Consider the following 526-nt stretch of genomic DNA (forward strand, 5'->3'; position numbering starts at 1 on the left):
GCGGCTGCCGGACACCAAGGTCTCGCGCGTCCCGGAGCTACTTCCGTGGAACTGGAAGCCCATCACGGCCGCTACGCGCAAGGCCGCATGACCGCGGCCCAAGCCGGATGCTTACGAATGGCCTACCCGAAGACCTGGTTAGGACAGATAAGGAAACAGCCCGGCTTTACGTCTCCAACAGCGATTGGTGCCGATACTTGGGCCATGCGTGGTTTGGACTACCAGTAGCCAAAAAGTTTGGCGACTTCGGCCAGAAGAATGCGCCTTCGTTCCGTCCCATGATGAAGTATTTTCTGCGCCTTGATGGCGACGGGGGCTTTAACCATCCGGAGAAAAATTCCGAGAACCAGCAGCGGTCGTCCTATCAAGTCTGTTTGTCTTACATGTTCGGCCTTGAGTGGCGGATCGCGCGTGAACTACAGGATTTGGGCGATAAAGAGAAGATGCTGGAGGCATTGCGGAAGGTAGCAAGCACCTCCGGTGAGTTCCATCGTGAAGTGCAACACCGTTGACGGATGAGGTATCC

1 protein-coding gene is annotated in these 526 nt (G+C 56.5%); it reads left to right on the forward strand.

Annotation, left to right across the window (positions count from 1 at the left end; genetic code table 11):
• The first annotated feature begins 197 nt into the window (after positions 1-197).
• Complete coding sequence (locus tag ACLJK8_RS23150; protein WP_413152722.1) at positions 198-512, forward strand: hypothetical protein; 315 nt, start codon at positions 198-200, stop codon at positions 510-512.
• Positions 513-526 lie beyond the last annotated feature (14 nt).

The organism is Amaricoccus sp. W119 (assembly GCF_047275745.1).
Taxonomy (GTDB): Bacteria; Pseudomonadota; Alphaproteobacteria; order Rhodobacterales; family Rhodobacteraceae; genus Amaricoccus.